Origin of the sequence: Paenibacillus lentimorbus NRRL B-30488 (assembly GCF_000411595.1) — a bacterium.
Taxonomy (GTDB): domain Bacteria; phylum Bacillota; class Bacilli; order Bacillales; family Bacillaceae; genus Bacillus; species Bacillus velezensis.
The window spans coordinates 127,388-144,434 of the sequence record NZ_ANAT01000005.1; the positions used below are offsets into that span (position 1 = coordinate 127,388).

Consider the following 17,047-nt stretch of genomic DNA (forward strand, 5'->3'; position numbering starts at 1 on the left):
GAATCTGTCAGCTGCAATCTGAAAACGCAAAGAAATTTTGCGATCCGCTATATAATTGATGCAAAATCTCTTTGCGGATAACACTTAGACCCAGCCGCGGAACCGGGCCGCTTCAGCCGACTTTCTGATGCCCGTCATATAGGCGGCCAAACGCATATCGACTTTGTGGGTATGCGCTGTCTGATAAATGGATTCAAACGAATTCACCATGACGCTGCGCAGTTTTCCGGCGACTTCCTCCTCAGACCAGTAAAAGCCTTGATTATTTTGCACCCATTCAAAATAAGACACCGTCACGCCGCCGGCGCTTGCCAAAATATCCGGCACGAGAAGCACGCCTCTTTCATTCAGGATTTTCGTGGCGTCTATCGTTGTCGGGCCGTTCGCCGCCTCCACAATGATTGAGGCTTTAATGTGATGGGCGTTTTCAGCCGTTATCTGATTGGAGATTGCGGCAGGCACGAGAATATCACAGTCCTTTTCCAGCAGCTCCCGGTTCGTTATGACATCAGAGAAGAGATTCGTCACCGTGCCGAAGCTGTCCCGCTTATCCAGCAGGTAATCAATGTCAAGGCCGTCAGGGTCATACAAAGCCCCGTGGGCGTCTGAGATGCCGATCACCTTGGCGCCGGCGTCATGCATAAATTTAGCGAGAAAGCTCCCCGCATTTCCGAACCCCTGAATGATGATCCGCGCATTTTCCAATGGAATCCCTTTTTCTTAACGGCTTCCTCAATACAAATCGTGACGCCTTGCGCGGTCGCCGTTTCCCGCCCCTGTGAACCGCCGAGAACAATCGGTTTGCCCGTAATGAATCCCGGTGAATCAAATTCTCTCAGGCGGCTGTATTCGTCCATCATCCATGCCATAATCTGCGAGTTGGTATATACGTCGGGAGCCGGAATATCCTTTGTCGGACCGACGATCTGGCTGATCGCGCGCACATATCCGCGGCTCAGCCGTTCCAGCTCTCCGAATGACATCGTCCGCGGATCACAGATGATGCCGCCTTTTCCGCCCCCGTAAGGAAGATTTGTGATGCCGCATTTTAAAGTCATCCAGATGGAAAGCGCCTTAACCTCTTCTTCACTGACTTCCGGATGAAACCGCACGCCCCCTTTTGTCGGGCCGACTGCGTCATTATGCTGTGAGCGGTAGCCCGTGAAAACCTGTACTGAACCATTGTCCATTTTGACGGGGATGCGTACGGTCAAAAGCCGCATCGGCTCTTTCATCAGTTCATACATATTGTCAGGATAGCCCAGTTTGCGCAGGGCCTCTTTTATGATCGATTGTGTGGACAAGAACAAATTAAGAACTTCTTTTTCTTCATCTTTCTGATTGCTTTTAGAAAGCGGGTTGGCTGACATGTTTTATCACCTCATCGTATTTTACGTGTAAGCTTCAATTACCGGCAGAACGAAATGTAAGCGCTTTTACACCAAAACCCATCAATCCCTTTCACATTGTCGTTACACCCCTTTTTATATGCAAGATTCATGCCAGGATTTTGCGCATAAAAAAAGAGGCTGTTGTCAGCCTCTTTCCTCCCGGATTAACGCGGGTCAATAACCAGCTTTGTTTCGGCATAGAGACTGCCGGCCCCCAAACCGTTTACGTAATCGCCTTTAATTGTATACGTGCCCGCGCGCGGAAGGTTTTTACGCACCAGGACGAGATTGTATTCAGAGGCGCCCAATAAGTCAAGGGTAAGCGGAAGTCTGACCGTTTTTCCGTAGTTGAGAATTTGCGTTTCTTTCAGTGTTCTTCCGTTTACAGAGTCCCTCACAGTGGCGTTGAACCCGTCAGGAAATTGAAATTCAACGGCACCGACGGCAAGCAGCGCATTCGGCTTGTATGTGACTTCAATATCAGACGTCGCGTATTCTTTCGTACTATTGACGGTTTTCGCTTCAATAACGGCAGATTGGGCGTTCGCATGAAAAGATGGCAAGAACACAGCTGAAAATACCGCAGCACTGATGAGAAAGGCAGAAAATGATTTTCTTTTTAACATCATGAATTCCTCCAGATCATATAGGATTCAGAGCGTCCTCTGCCGGAAAAGCGTGTCTGATGATTCCATTCGCGAATTGGGTTTCTCTTTTCCTGAGAATAATCTACCACCTTTATCCATGGAAGTAAATTATTTTTTAGAATATTCAATCATTTATTTTTCGCGAGATGAATCAGCACAAAAAACGAAGACATCCGCTGTCTTCGTCTTGTGCGCTACCGGTGAGCCGTCTGCCAGTCAAATCCGATGCTCTCATCATTCCACGGGATTCTTTTTTCGTCAGGCTGATCCGGATTGTAGGACATTGTCGTGAAATAAATAATGGTCAGCGGGGTTTCGCCCAGCACTCTGTACCCGTGTGCGACGCCTTTGGGAATGAGAAGGAGCATCGGATTGTCTTCTCCCATGTAGTAGACATCCGTTTCTCCCTTGGTTGCCGACTCTTCGCGAAGGTCATGCAGCACGACCTGGGCGTGGCCCGTCGGGAAAAACCACAGGTCATCCTGTTTCTCATGATAGTGAAACGCTTTAATGACGCCGGGATAGCTTTTGGACCAGGAAGCCTGCCCGAAACGCTCTAAGAGATGTTCATCGTCACGGACGAGTTCTGAGAAAAAACCCCGGTCATCGCTGTGTTTGATCAGCTTTTTAATTTTTACGCCTTCGATCACTTGCACTGTCCCTCCCTTTGTAAATAATCCTGCAGCGCTTCCCGCCAATGCCTCATGCCGAGCCCCTGCCGTTCAATCGACTCAAGGCTCAACACCGAGTAAGCGGGGCGCGGCGTCTCATTTCCGTATTCCTCCGTCGTGACGGGCAGCACGGCGGCGGTTCTGCCGCTTTCTTCAAAAATAGCCTTGGCAAATTCATACCAGCTGCACACTCCGCTGTTTGCGGCATGGTACAAGCCCGGCGGCCTGTCAAACAGACCGATCACCGTTTCGGCTAAATCCTTTGTGTACGTCGGTGCGCCGACTTGATCGTTAACGACACGAACCTGATCATGTGTATCCGCAAGTTTCAGCATCGTATTGACAAAGTTGTGCCCGCCGCTGCCGTACACCCACGACGTTCTGATAATGGTGTGGTTTTTTCCCGTTAACCGGATCAGTTCTTCGCCGAGTTTTTTGCTTTTTCCGTAAATCGTGCCCGGATCTGCGGGATCATCGGTCTCGTATGGCCGTGTTCCTTTGCCGCTGAAGACATAATCGGTGCTGATGTGAATGAATTTCGCGCCGGTGTTTTCAGCCTCAAGCGCGGCATAATAAGCGCCGATTCCGTTTATTAAATACGCTTTGTCGAGCTCCGTTTCACATTTGTCAACGGAGGTGTATGCCGCCGTATTGACGACGATATCCGGCTTGTAATGGCTGAACGAGTGCCGCACCGAACGCTGGTCGGATATGTTCATCATCGCTTTTGTCAAGGCGATCACTTCATACCCTTCCCGCTTCAGCTGGCGGCATAACTCCCGCCCCAGCTGACCGGCCGCTCCGGTTACTAATACCTTCGTCAATCGGATCCCCTTCTTTCCGATTAGTCTTGGCTGTCTGTATACCAGCGAATGGTTCTTCTCATTCCTTCTTCAAATGTGACGTCCTGCCGCCATCCCAGCTCATTTTTCAGCTTTGAAGCATTGATGGCGTAACGGCGGTCATGCCCTTTTCTGTCTTCGACATGAGCAAACCGTTCCTCGACACCGAGCTCCTTCATGATAAATGACGCAAGCTCTTTATTCGTCCGTTCATTTCCTCCGCCGATATTGTAAATTTCGCCGAGTGTTCCTTTTTCCAGCACGAGCTTAATGGCGCGGCAATGATCTTCCGCAAACAGCCAGTCTCTGATCTGCATCCCGTCGCCGTACAGCGGAACCGGCGTGCCGTTTACAGCATGCCTGATAATGGTCGGAATCATTTTCTCATGGTGCTGGTACGGCCCGTAATTGTTGCTGCATCTCGTAATGATGGCAGGAAGCTTATGGGTTTTCACATAAGACATGACAAGCAGGTCTGAGCTTGCCTTGCTGGCGGAATACGGATTGTTCGGAGAAAGCGGCGTCGTCTCTGTAAAAGCGGGATCATCCGGCGCCAAATCTCCGTACACCTCATCTGTGGAAATGTGAATCAGCCTGCCGGCTTTTCCCTGTAACACCGCGTCCGCCAGTCGGTATGTGCCCATCACATTTGTTGTGATGAACGGCTCTGCCTGATTTATGCTTCTGTCCACATGGGATTCAGCCGCAAAATGAATGACAGCGTCATACATTTGGGAAAAGACTTTGTCAATGTCCTCTTTTTCAGAAATGTCACCTTTGATAAAACGGAAACGGCCGTTCTTTTTTAAGGCTTCTATTTCAAGCGGCCTGCTTGCATACGTGAGATTATCCAGGACGGTAATCTGCGCATCTGTTTCTTTCAGCATCATCTTTGTGAAGGTAAGGCCGATAAATCCGGCGCCCCCTGTAATTAAATATGATTTTGGCATGATTAATGCTCCTGTCCTTTCTGTAATGCCTGATGCGCCAGGCTTCCGGCGAGATAGAGCGATTCATGCGTGCCCGCATCCACCCACCAGCCCGTTAACACATCATACGTCAGCTCACTGTGTTCAATGTATAAATTATTGACATCCGTAATTTCCAGTTCGCCGCGTTTTGAAGGAGAAATTTGTTCAATATAAGAAAACACTTCTGCGTCGTACATGTAGATCCCCGTGACGCATAGTCTGGTCGGCGGCTGCTCCGGCTTTTCAATGATCGACTTGATCCGTTTGTTTTCCTCATCAATCTCGGCGATGCCGAAGCGCTCCGGATCGTCAACTTCTTTCAGCAGCACTTTCGCTCCTTTTCCCTGCTTTGCGAAACGCTCCGTATAAGGTTTTAATGAATCTTCAAAAATATTATCTCCCAAAAGCAGAACGAACGGATCGCGCCCGGTAAACCGCTTTGCGTATGATAAACCGTCGGAAATGCCGGATGCGGCTGGCTGAACCTGATATGTGATTGAGACGCCGAGCTCTTCTCCGGTTTCGAGAAGTTTATGAAATTGCGGAATATATTCTTTTTGTGTAATCAGCAAGATATCCGTAATCCCCGCTTCTTCCAGCTTCATGATCGACCAGTAAATCATCGGATATGGACCGACAGGGAGTAAATGCTTATTGACCGCTTTTGTCAGCGGCATAAGGCGTGAGCCGGTGCCTCCGGCTAAGATAACACCTTTCACATGAACACTTCCTTACGTGTGGTTTTATCACAAATCATAAAGAATCGCCGCCGCCCGTTTGATGCCCCTGCCGTCAACCAGCGGCTTTCCGTTTTGATGAAGTCCGGTCCGCATCGGATAATCAGCGGCCAGCTCAGACATATGCCGAGCGAGCACGTCCGCCGCGGTCTGTTCTCCCAGGCCGAGATGAACGGCGGCGCCCCGTGCGGCGAATTTTTCCGCCGTCTCAGTTTGATGCTCCACTTGAGAAAGAACGATGCAGGGCACACCTGTACAAATGGTCTCATATAAAGTGATCCCGCCGGACACGACGGCCATATCAGCTCTCGTGAGAAGCGCGGCCATGTCATTTGTCTGCCTTACCATCTCGGCATAAGGCATTTGTGTGATCAGCGCGCGCACGTCATCAGCATGAGGCGCGGCGCCGCCCATGACGATGATCACTCGTTTCCGCTGAATGCCGGGGATGCGGCGGCATGCTTCCATCACTTTAAAGACAAGCTTCTTCGGGTCGCTTCCTCCTAATGAGACCAATATGGTCCGGCATTCTTTATTCAGCTGATAAAGCTGTTTGGCTTTTTCAAAACCCGGATGAAGAATCATATAATCCGGGCCTTCATATACCGCGGCGCTGCCCATTTGAACCGTCCGGCTTTTCAGCCCGCCGTAAATGCCGTTTATAACGGCATCGCATAAATGAATGACATGTTCCCTCTTTTCTTCAAATAAGACGATACGAGCCGATGAATGCTTTTTAATTTTCTCCAGCCAGTCACACGGCATATCGAGCAGATCGAATATGAGAAGGTCGGGAGCCCGCCTGTTTATTTCCCGGACAATAAATTCCTTCTGTCCCTTGTCAGGCTTGATGATCACTTCCCATTGATCAGATGACAGATAAGAAGAAGCCTCTTTATTTGTGTAGAACGTTATTGAGCAATTGTTCTTAATGGCACCGGCAAGCAGCTTCATCCGAACCGCGTGCCCCATGCCGATGTCACGGCCCCCGTCCGCGAAAATCAAAACCCGCACGCTAATCAGCCTCTTTTTGCCGGATCATTTGATTAATGGCCCTGAGCTCCGGATCACGATTCAGCAGATGGATCAATTCTTTTGCCGGAATATCAGGACGCGAGCCCGCTTTTACGTACAGCTCGCGGGCCAGCCTGTAGTCCTCTTCTGTATCGACGGTCATCCGCAAGTGAGGAGCCCGGAGTTCCTGCGGGGGCTCAGGAAAGAGAAGCCGGTACCTCTCAGGAGATTCTCTTATTAAAAGGGTGACATGCTCCTGATATTTGTCCGCCAGCGTTTTGTCGGCATTGATCTCCGTTAAAAGGCGCGCGTTTACCGCTTCGCCGCCGATCCCGAGCGGTGTACCGCAGATATACGTGTAGTCTGCGTGCTGATCTAAATGCGATTGAATCAGAAAATCAAGCAGCGAAGGGTCGACAAACGGGTTATCCCCCGTCAGTCTGACTGCGATGTCCGGTTTTACTTGTTCGATGACTTGTGCAAACCGGTCAAGCACACGCTGTTCGCTGCCGCGGTGCACACGGTAGCGGTTGCTGAGGCAGTGCGCAGACAGAATGTCGTCGGTCTTGCTGTCAGACGCGGCGACGATCAGATTATCCCGTGATTGATCGTAAAACGCGCTTTGCCGAACCCTTTTGACAATCATATCGAGGATCGTATACCCGCCGATCGGTTTCAGCACTTTGCCGGGAAGACGCCCGCTTCCCATCCGCGCCTGAATGATAAACAAAATGTCAGTCATCATATGGGCTGCCTTTCGTCAAAAGGTCATCCCAAGTGATGCCCGTGTCGGCGGGGATATCCCTGACCGCACGCGCGCCGTCAGTTAAAAGCTCAAAATATCTCGGGTGAAGCCCCTGCGGTTTTTGGCCGGGACGAAGGACGGCAAGGTTTTCCGCCGTAAAACATTCGCCTTTTTGAATCGGCGCTGTTGAAAAAATGCCTCTGTAAGCAAACCTTCTGATATCCCCTTCAATCGGTGTCGTCGTTTTATGGGAACTTCCCGACAGCACTTCCGGCACCGGAGCGTGATACCCCTGCCGCAGCTCCGCTTCAACTGAGCGGATCGCCGCAACCATTTCTTTTAATTCATCCGGATTGAGGGCGAAGGAGTGATCAGCACCGGGCAGGTTTTTATCGATCGTAAAATGCTTTTCAATCAGTTTCGCTCCGAGCCTGACAGCCGCGCACGGCACATCATACGGATGGGCGCTGTGATCGGAGAAACCGATCACAGCATCCGGGAATGCGGCGGCAAGCATGGGAATGACGCTCAGATTGCTGTATTCAGGCGGCGCGGGATATTTCGCCACACAATGCATGATCGCAATTTCTTTGTTCCCCTCGCCGGTAATGGTTTGATAAGCCTCCTGAATATCTGAAATATCAGCGCCCGCGGTGGAGAAGATAATCGGTGTCTTCAGCCCCGCGACATATTTCAATAACGGCAGATGGTTCAGCTCGTAGGAGGCGATTTTAAAAGCTGAAGGCGAAGTCGCATACAGTAAGTCGGCAGAGCCTTCGTCACATACCGTGCTTAAAAACAGCACGCCTTTTTTCTTACAATATTCAAGCAGCGGTTCGATCCACTCAGCGGGCATTTCCATTGATTGCACCAAAGAAAAAATAGAGACGTTTTTTCCCGCAGCGGTTTTGTATAAGCCGGGGTCTTTCTGATACATTTTGTCAGCCTGAAACATTTGGAACTTGACCGCGTCCGCGCCGGCCTCACTGGCCGCATCTATCAATTCAAACGCCTGGCTCAGTTTTCCGTCATGATTAATTCCGGCTTCGGCGATGATGAATACGGGCGAACCTTCGCCGATTGACTTCGTTCCGATTTTGCATGATGCCATCAGTCCGCCTCCTTCCCGGGCCACACATGATAGTAGTAATAGGACGCATCCGCTTTAAATCCCATTCTTTCATACAGGCGGATGGCTCTTACATTGTGGAGCTGCGTTCCCGCTGATACAGTCTTATGCTGAAAACGCAATGATTGTTCAATCACGTGCGCCGCTAAATGGTATCCCGCTCCTTTTCCTTCAAAGCCCGGCTTTACCGCCATCAGATCAAGGACGAATTCATCGCCTTTAGACAGCCCCTGAACAAAGCCCGCGGTCTCTCCCTTATATTTGGCGAGGAATTGTAACGAAGCTCTTCCTTCCGCGTTATTCCGCGCCCACTCTTCAAACAGGCGGTTTGCACTTTCATAGCTGAGATGGGGGTCTTGATAATACCTGCTTTTTGTAAAGGCGTCGCGGGCCAGCCGGCTGATCGCTTCCGTGTCGCCGGGTCCGGCTTCTGTAATCTCAAACGGCGGCGTGCTGTTATATACACGCACCGGACTGACGAGCTTGAGAAGACTACCTACAAAATAAGCGTTCGGAAGCTGCTGCACGACCTGCATCGCGCCGATATCTTCAGCCGGTATTTTAATAAATATAAAATCAGTGCCGTCCGCCCGCCTTGCCGCGTAAAATTCCTGAAACAGCCTTTTGAGCTGTCCGGTGCTGTTTGCGGCTGCAAGCTTCACATTGATGATATTTTTTCGGAACAATTGACTTTCCCACGAAGAGTTTTCATATAAAATCACGCCTTGAAGGCTGTTTTCTTCCAATAAACAGAGCGACGATTCATAGGCTTCCGGCTGAATGCCCTTCTGATGCAGGAAGGCATGAATCATGTCCTGCGCAAGATTTTCCCTCAGTCTGTACACCTAATCAGCCCCTTTGACGATATCCGTAACGGCTGCAATGACGTATTCAACGTCATCATCTGTCATTGACGGATAAAGAGGGAGTGATACGGTGCGGTGATAATACGCGGCCGCGGCCGGAAAATCAGTTTCCTTATATCCGTACGTTTTTTGATAATACGGATGGAACGGAACCGGAATAAAATGAACACTTGTGCCGATATTATATTGGTCTTTCAAAGCGGAAATCAGATCGTTCCGGCTGATCCCGGCCTCCTGCTCCTCTATTTGAAGAACATACAGATGCCATGCATGCCGCCCGTCATCACTGACATATGGGACGGTCAGCCCTTTCATGTCTCTGAAAGCGTCCTGGTAGCGGCTTGCAATGTCAGCCCTTCTTTGCTGCATGCTGTCAATCCGTTTCAGCTGATGAAGCCCAAGCGCTGCCTGAAGATCAAACATATTCATTTTATAGCCGGGCGTTTCGACCTCGTAGTACCAGCTTCCGTTTGAAGAATAGCGGTTCCACGCGCCTTTGCTCATGCCGTGAAGGCTGAGCACCCTGATCTGATCGGCAAGCCCGTCATCGTCCGTCGTCAGCATGCCGCCTTCACCGGTTGCCAGGTTTTTTGTCGCGTAGAAGCTGAATGCCGTCGCATCACCGATTGATCCGATCATTTTCTGTTTATAAGTGGTATACACGGCATGTGCGGCATCCTCTAAGACAAATAACTGATGCTTTTCGGCAATGGCCAGAATCTGATCCATATCACACGACTGGCCGGCGAAATGAACGGGTACAATCGCTTTTGTCCGCGGGGTGACGGCCGCCTCAATTTTTTCAGGGTCTGCATTCAGCGTAAGCGGATCGATGTCAGCAAACACCGGAACGGCGCCTGTGTGCACGATTGTATTGGCTGTTGAACTGAACGTCACGGCAGACGTGATGACCTCGTCACCGGGACCGATCCCTTTCGCTTTCAGGGCCAAAAACAAAGCGGCGGTACATGAGTTCAGCGCGATCGCGTGCTTTGCCCCCGTCCAGGCGGCAAAGGCTTTTTCAAACGCCTCTACTTTCGGTCCCTTTGAAAGCCAGCCCGATTCAAGCGTATCAATAACCTCCTGAATTTCGTCCTTCCCGATCATGGGCAATGAATAGGGAAGAAAAGCTGATCTTTTTTGCACCATTTTTTTGCGCTCCTATCTTTTTATGAAGGGTCAACCCGTCTGAAGCTGACTCCGGTTTTTTCCTGAAGCACTTGGCATAAAGCGGCAAGCGAATCCTGAACCGGGTAGTTCGCGGCGACAAAAGCACGGCGCGCCTGTTCCGCTTTTTGATATGCTGCGGGGCTTTCGCATATCCGGATTAATTCCTGAGCGAGTGCCTGCGGGTCCTCAAAGACAAATTCTCCAAGTGAATGATAATAAGGGTATCGGCGGGTTCCCGCTGATTTTCCGATCAGCACGGGCTTTTGAAACAGCATCGCTTCAAGACCGACCGTTGATGTCTGTGTCACCGCAGCGTCAGCATACGGGAGAATATCATACAGCTCCATCTCTTTTTTGATGATTTTGCCTGCTTTATATTTCCGCAGCACCTGATTGTAAGCATCCAGCTTGTTTTTGCCGATTTCCCACGGATGCGGTTTAATAATGAGCTGCATGTTCTTTTGGCCGGCAAGCTCTTCAAGCACTCCCGTATAAAATTCATCAGAAAACGGCTGCGTGGCGATCAGCACCGTCCGCTGTGACGGGAGAAAAGAAAGTTTGCGGTAAAACGTGTCCCGATCTATCGGCTCTCTTGAGAAAATCTCGTCGAAACGGGGATGCCCCGTGATGATGATTTGTTCCTCCCTGCAGCCTTTTGCTTTATACCACTCCGCTTCATAAGCCCCGAATACGGCCTGATAGTCCGTAAATACGGGCAGAAACGCTTCATCTCCCATGAGCGCTCCGTGCTGCAGACAGATGCTGACGGCGTTTTTTTCGCGGACATCAGCGCCAGCACACGGCTGTAAATATCCTCCGTCGTGCCGACTACAACGGCTGAAATCTTCTCGGCCGTAAACAAAATATCAACGGCGTCAATCGCTTCAATAAATAACGGGATGTCTTTATACAAACGTTCCTGAAATTCTCTGTTTCCAAAAGCGGGATGGCTGTGAAGCTCTTTCAAAATGGAATGGGCTTTTTCAATATAAGGGACGGGGTTCCCTTTTTGTCCCATTTCCGTCAGCTCCAATTTGCAGATAACGGGCAGCCCATGATGGTCAGGCAGACTCCACCTGGCCAGTACCGCTGTTTTTGCCGGATCAAACTGCCGGTAATTTCCCTCGGTGAACCGAAGATGATCGAAATGCAGAATGACTTTTCCGTTTACCGGTTTCTCATCTGTTTTCTTAATGTTTTGCCTTTTTTGATCATAATAAGGCTGAATACCGGCTTCAGGAATATGCTGATCCGCCGGACCGAAAAGCTCTGGGTTCTGCTCCATGTTCTCCCGAAGCGCCGGACTGATATATTGATAAAAATTACTGATCAATGCGAGCGGGATGTCTTTGTAGCGAAGTGACTGAAAAAGGTCAATATACTGCCGGTACAGCACCCAATAGTTCGCTAAGTATGCCGACAAGCCCTCACCCCTTTCCAAGCTTTTTTAATGATTCCCTCAGCTCCCGGCACGTGGTCTGCTGCGGAAGGCTGTTCACAAACTCGTTTTTCTCCGCCGCGAAAAGCTGATAATGGATGGATTGATCGGTAATATAATTGATATCAAGCTCCTCAGAAATCGGGTAAAACGGATAAAAATGATTCACTCTCCAGAAAAAACGGGCGTCACCGATACGGTAAAACGCGGGGCTTTCATCCCAATAGGAACCGAATGCCGATTTGACCTGTTCCAGCACGGAAAACCGGTGCATGACCGAACAATGGTCAATGGCGCACGGCGCGTTCCACACGATCCGTTCGGCGGGCCTGGCCGTCTCCTTCACCGTCTCTTTCCGCTGATTCAGATGATAGGTTTTGGAACTTGAATACACGACGGCTTTTTCCGGGTCTTCATCAAGCTCTTTCACCATTTTCTCGAGCCGTTCCGGCACATACGTGTTGTCGTCGGTCGCATACGTCACGTACTCGCCCTCCGCCATTTCTATTGCCTGATTAATCAAGGCGGCGTAGCGTGTTTTTTCCGTTCTTTCTTTGACGCCCGATACATCGCTTTGATAAAACCGGACGCGGTCATCCGTGAGAAAAGGACGTATTTCCGCCAATGTCGCTTCATTTGAGTTGTCATCCATAATGAACAGTTCAAAGTCTGTAAACGTCTGAGACAGAATACTTTTAATAGAGCGGGCCACATAGTCACTTTTGTTATAGCTCGTCATGATCACTGACACTTTAGGCAACTCGTCACCCCCTTTTCGCACCTGAAACTACCGCTATCATATGTTCCTTATGCGGAAGATGCGCTAGGAAGACAGACTATTATGTGAAAAGTCAGCATTGCGCGCACAAAAAAAGCCGGCTCTGATGTCCGGAAACATTGGATCGTATTTTCTTTTTTCGCATAAATCTTTCTTTGGGCTCATATGGTGGAATAGATAAAAACAGCAGCCGCTCTGTCGGCTGTCTGATACTTGTCAGGAGGTTTCAGCATCAAGAGGTTTTCATCAAAGGAGGAACAATATGAAACCGAAAAAGAATCAATATCAGCAAATGCAGGGGATGGGGATGGGAATGGATATGCAAGGATTCCAGCCGCAGCTCGGGCCTAATCCTTATCCGCAGCCTCAGGGCCAAGGATCACAAATGATGCCGATGCAGCAGCAAATGACAATGCCGATGCAGCAAGGCCAGCAGGGCTTCGGCGGGGGGTTCCCCGGCCAGCCGCAGCAGCAGGGCGGCGGCAGCTTTCAAATCCCGTCAGGTCCATCATCGTCACAAAACGTTCCCGGCATGCTGCCGATTGAAGAGTCATACATTGAAAATATTCTGCGGTTGAACCGGGGCAAAACGGCGACGATTTATATGACATTTGAAAACAGCAAAGAATGGAATTCAAAGATTTTCCGCGGTGTGATTGAGGCGGCGGGACGTGACCATATCATCATCAGCGATCCGAAAACGGGCACCCGCTATCTGCTTCTGACCATTTACCTTGATTACATCACGTTTGATGAGGAAATCGCTTATACTTATCCGTACTCCATGTCTTCTTATTCTCCGAGATAAATCAAAAAGCCAATCGCTCACTTGACAGAGGATTGGCTTTTTTCTTTATAAATATTTGACGGCCGCGACGATAATCATAATCCAAGAGATGATAAACGCCACGCCGCCGAGCGGTGTAATCGCGCCGAGAATGGAAATCTGCGTCACGCTCAATACGTACAGGCTTCCTGAAAACAGAACGATGCCCGCAAACATCAGCCAGCCCGCGACAGAAACACTGCCTGCGCCAGAAAGCTTTTCGGCCAAAAACGCGACAGCCAGAAGACCGAGCGCGTGATACATATGATATTGCACGCCTGTGTGCCACACCTGCAAATATTTATCGGGGATTTTCCCTTCAAGCCCATGCGCGCCGAAAGCGCCCAGCGCCACGGCCAATAAAGCGTTAATCGCACCAAGAATAATAAACACTTTCATCTATTTTTCTCCCGCCTTTTCGTTAAAGTTTCCAATTCAATCATAACCCAACATCGGCAAAATTCAACGTCCGTCATCCGATGACACGAGATTGTCGGATTTTTCTTTTTGATAAGCTGGATTCGGTCAATCGCTATCGCCAGCAGCGTCCCGAGCACAAGGCCGTTGCTTAAGAGCGAAATCAGGATCGGATGCATCCCTGATAACGCGCTCTCCGGCACAAACATTACGCCGACCCCCGTGAGGAGCGCCAGACCGATAATGGAGCGGATTCGTTTTTGCTCCGCTTTCTCATAAGAGTCAAACTCTGTAAAGGCAAGACCCGCCATCGTGGAGAAAACGACGAAGTTTACCGCAAAGCCGACCGGTGAGGGCAGACTCGCAAACGCATTCATAAATAGCGGGATCATACTGATGATCATGACAAATACACTTCCCAAAAGAAACGGCTTTTTCGAAGGAAGCTTCGTCGTCTCAATAAAACCGGCCGCCCCTGAAATCGGCACAGGCGCAATGCCCCCTGACAGTCCGCTCAAAAGGTGGCTGATCGAAGCCGCAAACCCTGCCGGACGCTCACGCCGTTTCCCAACGGTGCCGCCGAATTTTTTCACCGCCGCTTCTACAACCCGGATGCTCGCGAGCATGTTGACAATCAAAAGCACGGTAATGAAGAGTGACGTAATGATCAAGCCGCTGTCAAACACGGGTTTTCCAAACGGAAAAAGAACCGGCAGCTGAATCACGCGATCCGGTATTTGAATCGGTTTGGCAGCGCCGAAGACGGCGAATAAGATCCATCCGCCGGCAAGCGAAAGGAGAATCGCATACTGTCTTAAGAACGTAACATTCGATCGGGACATGATGAACATCGCCGCCGTCACAACCATGGCGAGCCCGAATACAAGGCCGTCGACGCTGTTTTTTAAATAGCCGATGCCCAAAAGGCCTTTCACAATCGGCTGACTCAGCTGCATGACCAACAGCAGCAGATACACACCGGTCACAACCGGCGTAAACAGCACGGCCAGCCGTTCAATCACTTTAAAAAGGCTGAACAAAAAGAAAAAGACAGCGCTTAATAACAGCGCCCCCTGCAGCGCCCGCAGCGTCTCGCCGAATGTCGCAAACACCGTGCCCGTCAGTCCGCCGTAAATCGTGTATACGCCCCACCATAAGCCTGCCGGGCTTTCATTAATCGGCAGACGATGTCCCTGGAGACATTGGATGACCGCAGCGACGCCAAGCACAAAAAATGTGCTCTGAATCAATGCGGCAGAATCGGCATGGTTCAAGTGAAATGATTGTGCGATGGCGACAGGAACTACAATCGCAGCCGCAATCATAAATGCCGTCCATTGCAAACCCCCGAGTATCAGTTTCAAGTCAATCAACCTCTCCTGTTAAAAATCGAAAATGGAATCCCCGTTTCCGTCTTCCTCACGTTCGTCTTTCGCTTTTTTCTGATATTGGTTCAGCCCGGCGCTGCCCATCATTTTTTCAAGCAGCAGCGGGTCTGTCGAAGGAGACGCGGAAGGTTTCGGCGCCGCTTTCGGAATCGGATTCTGCACAGGCGCCGGAGCGGTGTGCGTCTGAGTGCCGAGCACGACATCACACAGAGAGCGGATGGCGGCCGAGTGCATTTTGACCTCCTCGATGCGGGTCGCCGTTTTCGCCTGCCTCAGTTCTTCTTCCATCTTCTGAATCAAAGCAGAAATATGTATGTTCATGAGTAAATCCTCCAGCAGTAATTTGTCTTCTTCCTGCATTTTATCAAATTTCTGAGCGAATCGCAGAATGGAGTTTGTTATTTTTTCTGACGGCATTCCGCCCGGAACATCAAAAAAGACGCTTCCGCCGGGCGGAAGCGCCTCAAAAAACCGTTTATTGCGGCAGGTCGGGGATGCACCAATCGATCGGCTGCTCCCCCATTTTTTCAAGGGCGGCGTTTGTACGGGAAAACGGTCTGCTCCCGAAAAAACCGTTCCTTGCCGAAAACGGGCTCGGATGAGTCGATTCAATAATAATGTGTTTCGATGTGTCAATGCGCTCTTTTTTCATCTGCGCGTGACGCCCCCACAGGATAAAGACAATCGGCTTCTCTCTTTCATTCACCACATCAATGATGCGGTCAGTGAGCCGCTCCCACCCTTTGCCTTTGTGGGAATTGGCCTGCCCGCGGCGAACCGTAAGCACTGTGTTTAACAAAAGCACTCCCTGCTTCGCCCAGCTGACGAGCGATCCGTGGTTCGGTACGGAGCAGCCGATATCGTCCTGAAGCTCTATGAAAATATTTTTCAAAGACGGCGGCTGTCTGACCCCGGGCTGAACGGAAAAACTAAGCCCATGCGCCTGTCCTGGCCCGTGATACGGGTCCTGTCCGAGAATGACCGCTTTTACATCCTCATAGGGCGTATAATGCAAGGCGTTAAAAATATCATGGCTGTCAGGATAAATCGTTTGGCTGCTGTATTCTTGTTTCAGCATCTCTCTCAGCTCTTGATAATACGGTTTGTCAAATTCATCTTTCAGCTGATTCCACCAGCTGTCTTTTAAAAGCTGTTTCAAACTGTCCGTCCCCCTTATGAACTGTGCAGTCTTGAATGGACGGGCTTTCCGTCCCACACAATGTCAGTCGGCGCCTCCCGCCTCTTCATGTCCGGCTCTTCAAGAAGAACCGCGAAGTTTTTCGTCGGGAGCTCCCCAAGCCCGTGCTTTTCGCTTAACCGGTCTAAGTACCGCTTCCGTTTGCCGCCGAGATCCGCGGACTGATTGCCGCCTCCCTCAAAAAACGCATATATGACGCTTGCGCAAGGAACACGCTTCACACAGTGCTGTTTCGCGGCGCGCAAATAAAAGTCCCAGTCCCAATAATTATGGACATCCGGATCAAAATACCCTAACGTGTCATGCAAAGAACGTCTGTACATGCTGCCTGACGGAACGTACGTGGAAAATACCCGCATATCCGCATAATCGGCCGTATAGGCGAATGGCTTTCGTGACACCGGGTATCTCGTGCCGCCCCGTTCTTCAAATGACACAATTTCCGCGTCAGAATGGACAAAATCCGCATCAGCAAGTGCAGCCGCCATTCTTTTCAAATGGCCCGGCGTAATGAAATCATCATCATCGCACAGCATGATGTAATCACCCGACGCTTTTTTCACACCTGCGTTCCGCGCTTCCACATGTCCGGCATTCTGTTCTAAATCAATAATCTGAATCTGCAGATCGCTGTACAGCTGCTTCGCTTGTTCGACCGATTCCCCGGCATCATTTACGATGATGACTTCATAAGGCTTAATGGTCTGCCTGGAAATCGACTCCAGCAGTTCACACAAAGCCGGAATCCGATTATACGTGACTATGACAATTGATATATTCATGACCCGCTCCTTCTGCTTTTTCTCATGTTCTATTAAA

Annotated in this window: 16 protein-coding genes and 3 pseudogenes; 1 reads left to right on the plus strand and 18 read right to left on the minus strand. The window is 50.1% G+C overall.

Annotated features, from left to right (window positions below; translation table 11 throughout):
- Nucleotides 1–84 precede the first annotated feature (84 nt).
- The 13 genes and pseudogenes from D368_RS01480 to D368_RS01540 form a co-directional block, all read right to left on the minus strand.
- Nucleotides 85–1,370 (minus strand): annotated as a pseudogene (locus tag D368_RS01480) (Glu/Leu/Phe/Val family dehydrogenase).
- 185 nt (nt 1,371–1,555) lie between these two features.
- Nucleotides 1,556–2,017, minus strand: a complete 462-nt coding sequence (bslB, locus tag D368_RS01485; RefSeq protein ID WP_003150988.1) for a biofilm surface layer hydrophobin BslB — start codon at nt 2,015–2,017, stop codon at nt 1,556–1,558.
- A gap of 215 nt (nt 2,018–2,232) precedes the next feature.
- Nucleotides 2,233–2,688, minus strand: a complete 456-nt coding sequence (locus D368_RS01490; protein WP_015387544.1) for a dTDP-4-dehydrorhamnose 3,5-epimerase family protein — start codon at nt 2,686–2,688, stop codon at nt 2,233–2,235.
- On the minus strand, nt 2,685–3,533 hold the full coding sequence (gene rfbD, locus D368_RS01495) for a dTDP-4-dehydrorhamnose reductase (protein ID WP_069449083.1): 849 nt from the start codon (nt 3,531–3,533) through the stop codon (nt 2,685–2,687). Before rfbD ends, D368_RS01490 begins: the two co-directional genes overlap by 4 nt.
- 20 nt (nt 3,534–3,553) lie before the next feature.
- A complete protein-coding gene (gene rfbB, locus D368_RS01500) occupies nt 3,554–4,501 on the minus strand; it encodes a dTDP-glucose 4,6-dehydratase (RefSeq protein WP_014306044.1) in 948 nt (315 codons plus the stop codon).
- Between the two features lie 2 nt (nt 4,502–4,503).
- On the minus strand, nt 4,504–5,241 hold the full coding sequence (locus tag D368_RS01505) for a sugar phosphate nucleotidyltransferase (RefSeq protein WP_003150981.1): 738 nt from the start codon (nt 5,239–5,241) through the stop codon (nt 4,504–4,506).
- Between the two features lie 27 nt (nt 5,242–5,268).
- Entirely contained in the window at nt 5,269–6,273 is a 1,005-nt protein-coding gene (locus tag D368_RS01510) for a PseG/SpsG family protein (RefSeq protein ID WP_071392441.1), read from the minus strand.
- A gap of 1 nt (nt 6,274) precedes the next feature.
- Complete coding sequence (locus D368_RS01515) at nt 6,275–7,015, minus strand: cytidylyltransferase domain-containing protein (RefSeq protein ID WP_015387540.1); 741 nt, start codon at nt 7,013–7,015, stop codon at nt 6,275–6,277.
- Nucleotides 7,008–8,129, minus strand: a complete 1,122-nt coding sequence (locus tag D368_RS01520; RefSeq protein WP_044052805.1) for an N-acetylneuraminate synthase family protein — start codon at nt 8,127–8,129, stop codon at nt 7,008–7,010. Before D368_RS01520 ends, D368_RS01515 begins: the two co-directional genes overlap by 8 nt.
- Nucleotides 8,129–8,992, minus strand: coding sequence for a GNAT family N-acetyltransferase (locus D368_RS01525; protein WP_071392442.1), 864 nt, complete (start codon nt 8,990–8,992; stop codon nt 8,129–8,131). Before D368_RS01525 ends, D368_RS01520 begins: the two co-directional genes overlap by 1 nt.
- The gene (locus D368_RS01530) at nt 8,993–10,162 is read right to left on the minus strand and encodes a DegT/DnrJ/EryC1/StrS family aminotransferase (RefSeq protein ID WP_071392443.1); all 1,170 of its coding nucleotides are present in this window, start codon (nt 10,160–10,162) and stop codon (nt 8,993–8,995) included. It lies immediately after the preceding gene.
- Nucleotides 10,163–10,182: 20 nt separating this feature from the next.
- Nucleotides 10,183–11,606: pseudogene (locus D368_RS01535) on the minus strand (CDP-glycerol glycerophosphotransferase family protein).
- A 4-nt stretch (nt 11,607–11,610) separates the two neighbouring features.
- Entirely contained in the window at nt 11,611–12,381 is a 771-nt protein-coding gene (locus tag D368_RS01540; protein WP_003150972.1) for a glycosyltransferase family 2 protein, read from the minus strand.
- Nucleotides 12,382–12,661: 280 nt separating this feature from the next.
- Between D368_RS01540 and gerQ the strand changes: the two genes are divergently transcribed.
- Nucleotides 12,662–13,207, plus strand: coding sequence for a spore coat protein GerQ (gene gerQ / locus D368_RS01545; protein ID WP_003150971.1), 546 nt, complete (start codon nt 12,662–12,664; stop codon nt 13,205–13,207).
- A gap of 45 nt (nt 13,208–13,252) precedes the next feature.
- Here the strand turns inward: gerQ and D368_RS01550 are convergent, their stop codons facing one another.
- The 5 genes and pseudogenes from D368_RS01550 to D368_RS01570 all read right to left on the minus strand — a co-directional run bounded on the left by D368_RS01550 (nt 13,253) and on the right by D368_RS01570 (nt 17,010).
- The gene (locus tag D368_RS01550; protein ID WP_003150969.1) at nt 13,253–13,624 is read right to left on the minus strand and encodes a DUF423 domain-containing protein; all 372 of its coding nucleotides are present in this window, start codon (nt 13,622–13,624) and stop codon (nt 13,253–13,255) included.
- Nucleotides 13,625–13,687: 63 nt separating this feature from the next.
- Nucleotides 13,688–15,006 (minus strand): annotated as a pseudogene (locus D368_RS01555) (purine/pyrimidine permease).
- 18 nt (nt 15,007–15,024) lie between these two features.
- On the minus strand, nt 15,025–15,447 hold the full coding sequence (locus tag D368_RS01560; protein WP_071392611.1) for a YwdI family protein: 423 nt from the start codon (nt 15,445–15,447) through the stop codon (nt 15,025–15,027).
- A gap of 58 nt (nt 15,448–15,505) precedes the next feature.
- A complete protein-coding gene (locus D368_RS01565) occupies nt 15,506–16,189 on the minus strand; it encodes a uracil-DNA glycosylase (RefSeq protein ID WP_012118732.1) in 684 nt (227 codons plus the stop codon).
- 14 nt (nt 16,190–16,203) lie between these two features.
- Entirely contained in the window at nt 16,204–17,010 is an 807-nt protein-coding gene (locus D368_RS01570; protein ID WP_128574485.1) for a glycosyltransferase family 2 protein, read from the minus strand.
- Between the last annotated feature and the right edge of the window lie 37 nt (nt 17,011–17,047).